The following is a 10,489-nucleotide window of genomic DNA, read 5'->3' on the forward strand; positions in this document are numbered from 1 at the left end:
GATGATCAAGAAAACGGTGGATACTTTGCAGGTACATGTGTTCGAGAATCGGAATGCGATGGGAATGGCCGCTGCGGCAAAGACGGTGGAGAAGATGAAGGAAACATTGTTCCGGCAGGGCAGAGTGCGCATGGTTTTTGCCGCGGCGCCCTCGCAAAATGAATTTCTTGAGCACCTTTGCCGTGCGGACGGAGTGGACTGGACGCGTGTGACGGCCTTTCACATGGACGAGTACATCGGACTGCCGGAGGATGCGCCGCAACGGTTTTCCCGATACCTTCAGGAACATTTGTTTCGCCATGTTCAACCGGGCACGGTTCACCTGATGAACCCGGGTAATGATCCGGAGCAGGAATGCATCCGCTATGCCCGCTTGCTGAATGAAGCGCCGATTGATATTGTCTGCCTCGGAATCGGAGAGAACGGACATATTGCTTTCAACGATCCCGGTGTCGCCGATTTTGCCGATCCTGTTGTGGTGAAAACCGTCGAGCTTGATGAGGCATGCAGGAAGCAGCAGGTTCACGACGGATGTTTTCCCGATCTTGCCTCTGTTCCGAAAACGGCATTGACCCTGACTGTACCAGCGCTCGTCTCAGCCCGTCATCTCATTTGTGTTGTCCCGGGGCCCACAAAACGCCAGGCGGTGCACAGGACGCTCACGGGTCCGGTTTCTCCGGATTGTCCGGCATCAATCCTGCGGACACACGGGGATTGTATTCTGTATTTGGACGGGGAGTCTTACGGGGGGAGTCAGCATGCAGGAAACTGAGCTCCGGCTGGTTGAAGGGGTGGACTATCGAACCGGATCTCCCGTTGCCGTTGAGATTGAGGACGGCAGGATCCGCGACATTCGCAATATCAAGAGAAGTGACGATTTACCGTGGCTGGCACCGGGCTTCGTCGATCTGCAAGTGAATGGATTTGCCGGAATCGATCTGAATGCGTTGCCGCTGTCCGCTGAAGCGCTGTTTTCCTTGACCCGGATGTTATGGGCGGAAGGAGTGACGGCTTATTTGCCAACCGTCATTACCAACAGCGATGAAGCCATTGAGGAAGCGCTGCGGGTGATTGCGGCGGCAATCCGCGAAGAGCCTCTGCTCGAACGGATCATTCCGGGCATTCACCTGGAAGGGCCATTTATCTCGCCGGAAGACGGACCGCGCGGAGCCCATGATCCGGCTTATGTAAAACCCCCGGATTGGACGCTGTTCCAACGCTGGCAAAACGCGGCTGCCGGGCGTATCCGCCTGGTTACGCTTTCGCCGGAGTGGCCGGATGCCATCGATTTTATCGAAAAATGTGTCCGAACCGGTGTACGCGTCGCGATCGGACACACGGCAGCCGGTACAGAACAGATCGCTGCTGCCGTTCGTGCGGGGGCGAGCCTGTCCACGCACCTCGGCAATGGAGCACATGCGATGTTGCCGAGACACCCCAACTACATTTGGGATCAGCTCGCCGAAGATCAATTGCTGGCAACGATGATCGGTGACGGATTTCACTTGCCCGATTCCGTGTTGAAGGTCTTTCTTGCCATGAAAAAGGAAAAGGCGATGCTGGTCAGCGATGTCGTCAGTCTCGGGGGAGGCGAACCGGGGGAGTATGAAACGCATATCGGCGGGAAAGTGGTGTTGACGCCGGAGGGAAAACTGCATCTGAAAGAGCAGCCGCAGCTGTTGGCCGGTTCGGTGCAGACTTTGCGTCAGAGTGTGTCCTATTTGATCCGGAAACAACTCTGCAAGTTGCCCCAAGCTTGGGATATGGCCTCAGTCAGGCCTGCTGCTTACCTCGGGTTGCCGGCGCTGCGGGGGTTGGCGGCCGGAGCCCCGGCAGATCTGGCCGTCTTTAAACAGACAGCCGGGGAAATCCGCATTTTCCGGACGATTAAACGAGGTTGCGTCCTGCATGAAACTGGGTGACAACCGGAAAAGGAGGAGTGGCGCGTGGCGGAAACGGTCATGGAGCAGTACTTTCGCAAAATCGTGGCTCATCTGGAAAGGTTGCGGGAAGAAGCGGACGCGGTCAAACGTGCCGCGCGATTGATCGCGGATCATGTCAAACAGGACAAGATCGTGTACGTTTACGGACCCGGAGGCCATTCAAATCTGGGGGCGCAGGAAATCTTTTTCCGGGCCGGAGGGCTTATGCACATCAGCGCGATTCTCGATGAAGGCACGCTTTTAAGCGGGGGGGCCCTGCGCTCTATGGCGATCGAACGCACCCCGGGATACGGAGCGATCGTCATCGATGATTACCAGCTCGGGGCCGGTGATCTGCTCATCATCGTCAATGCTTACGGAATCAATGCGGCGACCATCGACGCGGCACTGGAAGCAAAACGGCGGGGGGTGACCACGATCGGCGTAACCTCGGTGCAACATGCCGCCATGACCCCGGAAAACCATCCGGCCCGCCATCCGACAAAGAAAAATCTGTATGAACTCGTCGATGTTGTTTTGGACTGCAAGGTGGAAGTGGGAGATGCGGTTGTCAGCATTCCCGGTCTGGAGCAGCGTGTCGCGGCGATTTCCACTTTTGCCAATGCTTACCTGTTGAACAGTCTGATGGCGGAAGCGGTACAGCTTTTGGTTCTGGAGGGAGTGACACCGCCGATCTGGATGAGCGGAAACGCCCCTGGCGGCGACGAGGCCAATGCGCGGTTTATTGATCGCTTCAAAGGACGGATCAAAAAGCTGTAGATCGTTGATCAGGCCGCGTTGTGATCTTTCTTTTGCGGAAGTGCTTGGGTTTCAGCAGATTTTCGGCCCGGGAAGAGATGCCCGGGTCTTTCGCTTGTTTCACTCCGGAACACGGAATGACGCTGATTCGTTGACTGTTTAAAATACGCGGTTGTATAATAAAATTCAGTGTCATAATTTCGGATGGAGGGTACATAGGTGTTAACGACGATTAAAGAGGCAGCCGCGCATGTCGGACAAGAGGTAAAACTGGGCGCATGGCTTTACAATAAACGCTCGAGCGGAAAAATCATGTTTTTGCAGTTGCGTGACGGAACTGGTTTTATCCAGGGAGTTTTGCTGAAAAATCAAGTATCTCCCGAGATCTGGGAAGATGCAAAAAAGTTGACCCAAGAGAGTTCCTTGTATGTTTGGGGCGTTGTCCGGCAGGATGAACGCGCTCCGAGCGGTTTTGAGTTGGACGTGACCAAGATCGAGGTGATTCAGGTTGCCGACGAGTATCCGATTGCCAAAAAGGAGCACGGTGTCGACTTTCTGATGGATCACCGCCATCTGTGGATTCGTTCCCCGAAACAGCGGGCCATCCTCAACATCCGCGCGGAAATTATCCGGGCGGTGCAGGCGTTTTTGGACAAACACGGCTTTACGCGGGTGGATCCGCCGATTCTGACTCCTTCTTCCTGTGAAGGAACCACCAATCTGTTTCACACGAAGTATTTCGATGAAGATGCTTATTTGACGCAAAGCGGTCAGCTGTACATGGAAGCGGCGGCGATGGCCCTGCGCAAAGTGTACTCGTTCGGCCCGACGTTTCGCGCCGAAAAATCGAAAACGCGCCGCCATCTGATCGAGTTTTGGATGATTGAACCGGAAATGGCTTTTGTCGATCACGAGGAGAGCCTGAAGATCCAAGAACAACTGCTTGCCCACGTGGTGCAATCCGTTTTGGATCATTGTCAGGCAGAGCTTAAAACATTGGATCGTGACATCTCCGCCCTTGAAAAAGTAAAGGCGCCTTTCCCGCGCATCACCTATGACGAAGCGGTTGAACTGCTGCATAAAGAAGGCTTTGCCGATTTTAAATGGGGGGACGACTTTGGGGCGCCGCATGAGACTAAAATCGCGGAAAGCTTTGACCGGCCGGTATTTATCACCCATTACCCGACTGAAGTAAAGGCGTTTTATATGAAGCCGGATCCCAACCGCCCTGAAGTGGTGTTATGTGCCGATCTGATTGCACCGGAAGGATATGGGGAGATCATCGGGGGCAGTCAGCGCATCGACGACCCCGAATTGCTGGAAAAGCGATATGAAGCTCACAATCTTCCGCGCGAAGCTTACCAATGGTACCTGGATCTCAGAAAATACGGGACTGTTCCCCATTCGGGATTTGGTCTCGGACTGGAGCGGACGGTGGCGTGGATCTGCGGCTTGGATCATGTTCGCGAAACCATTCCGTTCCCGCGTATGCTTAACCGTTTATACCCGTAAGGAGAATCGGGATCAAGTGAGGGGCATCGGTTCAAACCGATGCTTTTCCATTTTTCAAGTCTATTTTACGCCAAAATTCCTGTGGTATAGTAGAAAGACAAGCGAGGTGGATAAGCATGGATGGAAAAGGATCAGTGCAGACGGCTCTGGTTCAACTCCTGCAGCAGGGCTCCCTCTCTTTGCCCGTTCTCTTATTGACGGAGTATAAACGGGTCGGATTATCTGAAACGGAAGTTATGTTATTGATTCATATTCTTTTCTTTCAGGAGAAGGAACAAAAGCTGTTTCCGACGGTTAGTGAATTGGAGATGAGGATGAATCTCACACAGGAACAGATCGTCGATATGATTCAGCGGCTGGTGCGCGGCGGCTATTTGCGGATTGAACATGAGGTGAATGAGTACGGAGTCCGCAGTGAACGCTATTCCCTTGTACCGCTGATGCAACAGCTGGTTTCCTCATTTATTGACCGGGATTCGGCGGAGGAAGAGTTGGATGGGGAGACATACGATCGAGTTTTCCAGCTGTTTGAACAAGAGTTTGGCCGGCCTTTGTCACCGATGGAATGCCAAATGCTGGCGAGATGGATTGATGAAGACGGATATTCGCAAGAATTGATTGAATCCGCCTTGCGGGAAGCGGTCTTTTGCAGCAAGCTGAATTTCCGGTACATCGACCGGATTTTGTTTGAATGGCAGCGCAATAATGTGCGGACAGCGGAGGAAGCAGTGGAGTATTCGCGCAAATTCAGACAAAAAGGTATGTTATACCAGTCCGGAATCAGAGAAAAACAACATCGGGCCAGCGGCTTCTCTTTTTATAACTGGGTGAATCAAGAATGACGGAAGAGCGAAATCTTTCGTCTATTTTTTTGTCGCCGGGACAGCTATCCTCTTTAAGGCATTTGTTTGTTGCATACACTTAGAGAGAAAGGGGGGATCGTTTGTGGCTGATACGGTAGGGGTTTTGGTAAGCCGCCATATTTTTTCCGACTGCATCCGGGATCGCACGCCGTACGAAGTATTTCCCCATTACGATCAGGCCGCACGCCAAGTGGGATTAAAACCAATCTTCTTTACGATTGAGCATGTGAGATTGGCTGATCGTACCGTAGACGGATTTACCAGAGAACCTGACGGGCGTTACCATCAACAACGCCACCCTCTTCCCAAAGTGATTCATAACCGGATCAAACCCGCCGTCTTTCAGATGAAGTATCAACTTCTCCGAGCCCTGCCCGGATTGATCATCTTTAATAGGGATAACCGCATGGATAAGTGGAGAGTGGCGCAGATTCTTGAGCGGGAACCGGAGTTAAAGCCGCACCTCCCGGAAACCTTTCTCTATCAACAGCCCGTTTTGCAGAAGATGTTTGACCGCTTCGGTGCTTGTTATATAAAGCCGCGGAACAAAAGTTTGGGGATCGGCGTTTGCCGCCTGATGCACAAAAACGGGGCCATCTGGATTGAGGATGCCAAAGGGGCAAAGGGAGAAGTTCCGTTTAATCAGCTTCCGGCCTGGATTCACAAACATATTCACGCTCCTGTGATTGTCCAGCAACCGATTTCTCTGCTCACGATCAACCGGCGGCCCGTCGATTTTCGTGTTTCTGTTCAAAAAGACGGAACGGGTCAGTGGCAGGTTACCGGTATCGTAGCCAAGGTAGGAAAAGAGAATGCCGTGGCCACCAATGTGGCGGTCGGCGGCAAAGCGCGCAGGTTTGACGAAGTAATGGTCGAAGCTGGATTTACCAAACCGGCATCGGTGCGGGAAAAGATGGAGCGGGTTGCGGTGATGGCAGCCAAAGCGCTGGAAAAAAGCATTCCCGGGATGGCTGATTTGGGTCTCGATTTGGCGATTGATGAAAAAGGAGACATCTGGATCATCGAAATCAACGGACGTGATTTGCGCATTACCTTCCATCAAGCCGGTGATCTGGAATCGTGGCGGCGCACTTTTGCCGCACCGATGGAATATGCCGCTTATCTTTACCGCCAGCCGCCGGCAGAAAAGCCGGGAAAACCGACCGTGGCCCTGATCACCCCCGGAAATTTGCCTGTTCACGGTGGAAAAAGCGGCTCTGTTGAGATTGTGGCCCGGTCCTGGGCCAAGGAATTGGGAAAAAACCATCATGTGTTGCTGCTGGGAAATCAGGTGGAAGAGATGGCGGATGCGACGGCGCTCGACTTGAAAGCTCCCGTGACGCAGCAATATTACAAAAGGGTGGAACAGTCGCTCAAGTTTCTGAAACCGGATATCATCCAGGTGGAAAACCGGCCTCTCCTTTTAAACCGTCTGGCCAAAGCAGCTCCGAATGCCAAAAAAGTCCTCTTTGTGCATTCGCACACTTACCTTAACCCTCCGTACGCCAATCGCAAAGCGCTGAGAAAGTTGCTGCCCCGCTATGATTTCATTTTGACCAACAGCCGATACATGGCCGATTGCCTGAAAAAAGAGTATCCCCAGATTATGCATAAGCTGAAAGAAATCTGGCTCGGGGTGGATCTGCACCAATTTGCTTCCATTCACGATCCTTCCGTTCGCCGGCGAAGGATTGAAGAGCGAATCCGGCATCAATTAAACGGACGCCCGGTCATTCTCTATGTCGGAAGGATTGTTCCGCAAAAAGGGTTGCACTTGCTGATCGAAGCCTTTAAACAAGTGCGGGAGGTGCATCCCGCTGCCGTTCTGTTAATCGTCGGCAGCAGCTTTTACGGGCGGAACGTGGAGACCGGCTATTTGCGAAAATGCCGCCAGCTGGGGCGCGAGCACGGTGAACAGATCCGTTGGTGGCCTCATATTCCGCACCAGGGGTTACCTGCGGTTTATCAACTGGCTGATGTTTTGGTCGTTCCGTCAGTTGGCAAAGAGGCATTTGGATTGGTGACAGTGGAAGGGATGGCGACCGGGCTGCCGATCTTGGCGACGCAGACCGGGGGGATTGGCGAACTGGTTGAAAACGGGGTGAATGGACGTTTGGTCTCACCGGGGCCGGGTTTGAGCAAGCGCATTGCCAAAGTATTGGTCGAGTGGTTGAACCGGCCGGATCAGCTGAAGGAAATGGGGAAAAAATCGCGCATAAGAGCGGAAAACTATTTTGGCTGGAGTAAAGGAGCCAAAGAATTAAGCGAAATTTATCACCGGTTGGCTTGAGCGATCTGCTCAAGTTTTTTATTGTAAAAAAATCTGACATCATTGTGGTTGGTGATCTCTCTGTATGATAATATACAAAACAAATGTAAGGTATTATAACATAATTGAGGAATCGGGGGATCACCATGAGGCTGGATCAAGCACTTGACTCAATGTGGATGATGCTGGCGGCCGTTTTAGTCATGCTGATGCAGGTTGGATTTGTTTTGCTGGAGGTCGGTTCGACAAGAGCGAAAAATGCCGGGCATATCGCCGTGAAACAGGTGATCGGTTTTTCGGTCGCCGCTCTCGCTTTCTGGGTTGCCGGCTATGCGGTTGCCTTTGGTGAGGGCAAGTGGATTGGCACAACGGGTTGGTTTTTGCATTTGCCCCAGGATTCGGGGGCATTGCCGATTTCGGTTTCCTACTTGTTCCAGTTTGCTTTTTTGGCCGTTTCGTTGGCCATCGCCTGGGGTGGATTTGCTGAGAGAGGAAAAATGGGGATTTATATTGTCTTTGGAGCCATTTACTCCATCTTCATTTACCCTGTCGTGGGGCATTGGGTTTGGGGGGAACACGGCTGGCTCCATCTGTTGGGAAAACAAGACTTTGCCGGTTCCACCGTCGTCCATCTCCAAGGCGGAGTCGCGGCGCTGGTGGCCACGATGATGTTGAAGCCGCGACTGGGCAAATTTGACAAACGCGGAATGTCCGTTGAAATTCCCGGTCATAACCAGGTTTACACGGTGTTGGGGGTTTTTGTCATCTGGTTTGGATGGTTCGGCTTTAATCCGGGCAGCGCCACACATGTTCAGGACGGACTGTTTGCCTATGCGGCCTTGACGACCAACCTCGCTGCTGCCGCCGGAGCCTTGACCATGTACTTCATCTCGCGCATCACTACCGGTAAAGCCGATATTTCCGCGACTTTAAACGGAGCGCTGTCTGCATTGGTGGCCATTACCGCCCCCTGCGCCTTTGTCCGGCCATGGGCGGCGGTGGTGATCGGAGCGGTTGCCGGAACCGTCGGATATTATTCAGGAAAATGGTTTGAACGAAAAGGAATCGATGACCCGGTCTCGGCCGCTTCTGTCCACGGGGCGGCAGGAGTCTGGGGAACGTTATCCTGCGGGATTTTTGCTGCTCCCGACCTGGTGAAAAATGTTGGAATTGGGAGAGCCGGTCTCTTTTATGGCGGAGGATGGGAACAGCTTGCTGTCCAGGCGCTCGGGATTGTTGTCACGATGGCATTTGTGGCTGCAGCCTCCTTTGCGGCATTGTGGGTTCTGGAGAAGGTGATCGGATTGCGCGTATCCGAACATGAAGAACGGAACGGGTTGGATTTAAGCGAGCACGGCCGTTACGGATATATCAGTCTGCCGTTTCCCGTAAACCGGGTTGAAGCACCGGATCGTCGTGAAACCGTTTGGGAATCGGGGCAAAAAGTGCTTTGAGCAGAAAGGAACGGAAATAGGGGCGGGGTTCTCTTCGGAAGGTGACCTCGCCCCTTTTTTGAATGATTTTTAGTCTTCCTTCCCGTGACGCGCTGAAAAGAGACGATTGTTTCCTCAAAACCCTTTGTACTCCGGTTCTTCCCGTTCCAGCTCTCCGACGCGACGCTCTACCTGTTCAATGATCTCAAGCACCGTCTGTGCTGCTTCAGAGAAGACTTTTTTGGCGTCCTGCGTTTGCGATTCCACGGAAAACTGCTCCAAACCTGCTTGTGCACTGCGAAGGGAAGCCAGGCAGGTTTTTACTTTGGCTGCAACAGTCATAAGCAAAACTCCTTTCTGCTGTTAATATGCGCAAAAATCGGGATGAATAGGCCGATTGGGATGCTTCCATACTATACAGAGAAAAATTACTGAAAGTTAGTGGGGATTGCGACATGGCGGATTGGATTCAAGTGATTGTACAAACATTGATAACCGTGGTCGTCTTGTTTGTGTTGACCCGGTTGATGGGAAAAAGACAGATTATCCAACTCTCCCTGTTTGAGTACATCACCGGGATCACCATCGGGAATCTGGCGGCCCACATGTCTCTGGAAATGAAAGAGGGATATTTGGGTTTTATTTCCCTGCTCGTCTGGGTGGCGGTCATTTTGTTTATTCATTTCTTGCAGCTGAAGAGCAAGACGGCCCGCGACTGGCTGGACGGCAAAGACACTGTCTTGATCAAAGAGGGAAAAGTGCTCGAGGATAACCTGAAAAAAGAGAGAATCACCATCGATGAGTTGATGTCCCAGCTGCGCAAGAAAAATGTGTTCAAGCTGTCCGATGTCGAGTTTGCGGTGATGGAACCGAACGGGATTATCGATGTCATGCTGAAAAAGGAATGCCTTCCGCTGACGCCCAAGATGCTGGGGCTGAAGGTTGCGGAGGAACGGGAACCGGAAATCGTGATTATGGATGGCAGCATTTTGGATGAAGCGTTGTTCCGCTTGGGCCGTAATCGGCGCTGGCTCAAGGAACAGCTGGAAAAGCAGGGGGTGCAGTTGGAAAATGTATTTGTCGGGCAAGTCGACTCCAGCGGCGAGCTGTATCTCGATGTGTATGATGACAAGCTCCAACTGGCGAAACCGCAAGAAAAACCGGCGCTCCTGGCGACTCTGAAAAAATGCGAAGCCGATTTGGAAATGTTCGCTCTGTCAACCGAGCGGGAAGACGTCAAAGCGATGTACGGAGAATGTGCCGCCAAACTGGAAAAAGTGATTGACCGATTAAAGCCTTATCTGACTACGTAAGAGACAGCGGCAAACCCCTGCACTGTGATGGGTCGCAGGGGTTTTTTATCTTTATCGAATCTACTAAGTTGCAGTTTATTATTTCCAAATTGCTTTGATGAATTTTTCCATGTTATCCCATGTGGTTTTTAAATCTTTTGATAAAGGTTGCATATTAGAATTGTGTACATACGCGTTTAATGTATTTGTAGAACCCAAATAATCCTGAGAAGATACAGAAGTATTTACAGGCTTTAATTCATCTCGAGTTAGAATCTTGTTATTTTCCATATACTCGGAAACTCTTTTTACTTTAACTACCAATTTACTGTTGGTGTTACAATCTGTTATGTTTTTCTTTTTAATATAGGCGTCTACACTTAATTCAAAAAAAACTCTGAATAAAACGGCGGCACAATTATAATGACCCCATACGCTT

At 51.7% G+C, this 10,489-nt stretch carries 10 protein-coding genes; 8 read left to right on the forward strand and 2 right to left on the reverse strand.

Annotation, left to right across the window (positions count from 1 at the left end; all coding sequences use genetic code 11):
* Window position 1: 1 nt before the first annotated feature.
* From JG50_RS0103495 to JG50_RS0103525, 7 genes are all read left to right on the forward strand, one after another.
* Entirely contained in the window at window positions 2-772 is a 771-nt protein-coding gene (locus tag JG50_RS0103495; RefSeq protein WP_033099742.1) for a glucosamine-6-phosphate deaminase, read from the forward strand.
* A complete protein-coding gene (locus JG50_RS0103500) occupies window positions 759-1,922 on the forward strand; it encodes an N-acetylglucosamine-6-phosphate deacetylase (RefSeq protein ID WP_033099710.1) in 1,164 nt (387 codons plus the stop codon). Before JG50_RS0103495 ends, JG50_RS0103500 begins: the two co-directional genes overlap by 14 nt.
* A 24-nt stretch (window positions 1,923-1,946) precedes the next feature.
* On the forward strand, window positions 1,947-2,702 hold the full coding sequence (locus JG50_RS0103505) for a sugar isomerase domain-containing protein (RefSeq protein WP_235281594.1): 756 nt from the start codon (window positions 1,947-1,949) through the stop codon (window positions 2,700-2,702).
* Between the two features lie 198 nt (window positions 2,703-2,900).
* A complete protein-coding gene (asnS, locus tag JG50_RS0103510) occupies window positions 2,901-4,193 on the forward strand; it encodes an asparagine--tRNA ligase (protein WP_033099711.1) in 1,293 nt (430 codons plus the stop codon).
* A 116-nt stretch (window positions 4,194-4,309) separates the two neighbouring features.
* Window positions 4,310-5,035, forward strand: coding sequence for a DnaD domain protein (locus tag JG50_RS0103515; protein ID WP_033099712.1), 726 nt, complete (start codon window positions 4,310-4,312; stop codon window positions 5,033-5,035).
* A gap of 103 nt (window positions 5,036-5,138) precedes the next feature.
* Window positions 5,139-7,346, forward strand: a complete 2,208-nt coding sequence (locus JG50_RS0103520) for a YheC/YheD family protein (RefSeq protein ID WP_033099713.1) — start codon at window positions 5,139-5,141, stop codon at window positions 7,344-7,346.
* A 125-nt stretch (window positions 7,347-7,471) separates the two neighbouring features.
* A complete protein-coding gene (locus JG50_RS0103525; RefSeq protein ID WP_081943694.1) occupies window positions 7,472-8,779 on the forward strand; it encodes an ammonium transporter in 1,308 nt (435 codons plus the stop codon).
* A 114-nt stretch (window positions 8,780-8,893) separates the two neighbouring features.
* Here JG50_RS0103525 and JG50_RS0103530 read toward each other — a convergent pair whose 3' ends face one another.
* Window positions 8,894-9,100 carry a DUF1657 domain-containing protein gene (locus JG50_RS0103530; protein WP_033099714.1) on the reverse strand — a complete coding sequence of 69 codons (207 nt, stop codon included), beginning with the start codon at window positions 9,098-9,100 and terminating at the stop codon, window positions 8,894-8,896.
* Window positions 9,101-9,213: 113 nt separating this feature from the next.
* Here JG50_RS0103530 and JG50_RS0103535 point away from each other — a divergent pair, with 113 nt between their 5' ends.
* Window positions 9,214-10,071 carry a DUF421 domain-containing protein gene (locus JG50_RS0103535; protein WP_033099715.1) on the forward strand — a complete coding sequence of 286 codons (858 nt, stop codon included), beginning with the start codon at window positions 9,214-9,216 and terminating at the stop codon, window positions 10,069-10,071.
* Window positions 10,072-10,149: 78 nt separating this feature from the next.
* Here the strand turns inward: JG50_RS0103535 and JG50_RS20610 are convergent.
* On the reverse strand, window positions 10,150-10,489 hold a 340-nt coding region (locus JG50_RS20610; RefSeq protein WP_235281595.1), incomplete at its 5' end, for a hypothetical protein.

The sequence above is a fragment of the Thermoactinomyces daqus genome (assembly GCF_000763315.1).
GTDB classification, from domain to species: Bacteria; Bacillota; Bacilli; order Thermoactinomycetales; family Thermoactinomycetaceae; genus Thermoactinomyces_A; species Thermoactinomyces_A daqus.

Bases quoted from the DNA above. Each gene is read 5' to 3' on its own strand.
- JG50_RS0103530 (WP_033099714.1), bottom strand. From the start codon at position 9,100: ATGACTGTTGCAGCCAAAGTAAAAACCTGCCTGGCTTCCCTTCGCAGT.
- JG50_RS0103525 (WP_081943694.1), top strand. From the start codon at position 7,472: ATGAGGCTGGATCAAGCACTTGACTCAATGTGGATGATGCTGGCGGCC.
- JG50_RS0103495 (WP_033099742.1), top strand. From the start codon at position 2: ATGATCAAGAAAACGGTGGATACTTTGCAGGTACATGTGTTCGAGAAT.
- JG50_RS0103535 (WP_033099715.1), top strand. From the start codon at position 9,214: ATGGCGGATTGGATTCAAGTGATTGTACAAACATTGATAACCGTGGTC.
- JG50_RS0103500 (WP_033099710.1), top strand. From the start codon at position 759: ATGCAGGAAACTGAGCTCCGGCTGGTTGAAGGGGTGGACTATCGAACC.
- JG50_RS0103515 (WP_033099712.1), top strand. From the start codon at position 4,310: ATGGATGGAAAAGGATCAGTGCAGACGGCTCTGGTTCAACTCCTGCAG.